This is a genomic window from Xanthomonas sp. SHU 308 (assembly GCF_000364645.1).
Classification (GTDB): Bacteria; Pseudomonadota; Gammaproteobacteria; order Xanthomonadales; family Xanthomonadaceae; genus Xanthomonas_A; species Xanthomonas_A sontii.
Map to the genome: position 1 here is coordinate 1 of NZ_AQOK01000614.1, position 310 is coordinate 310.

The following is a 310-nucleotide window of genomic DNA, read 5'->3' on the forward strand; positions in this document are numbered from 1 at the left end:
CGGCCGATGCCAGCAGCGAGAAAAGCATCGCCATGGGCGAGGTGGCCAAAGCCTATGGCGGCGCCAGCATCGCCATGGGCTACAAGGCTAGTTCCTCAGGCAGCAGCGGCATCGCCATCGGCAATGCCGCCGCTGCCAGCAGCGAGAAAAGCATCGCCATGGGCTACGCGGCCACTTCCGCAGGTGGCAGCGGCATCGCCATCGGCAATGACGCCGATGCCAGCGGCGACAAAGCCGTGGCGCTGGGCAAGGGTGCGACGGCGGCGCAGGCTGGCGCGGTGGCGCTGGGCAGCGGCAGCAGCACGGCCGC

At 69.7% G+C, this 310-nt stretch carries 1 pseudogene; it reads left to right on the forward strand.

Features of this window, described 5'->3' with window-relative positions:
• Positions 1-310: pseudogene (locus D588_RS0117440) on the forward strand (hypothetical protein); the annotation flags it as partial.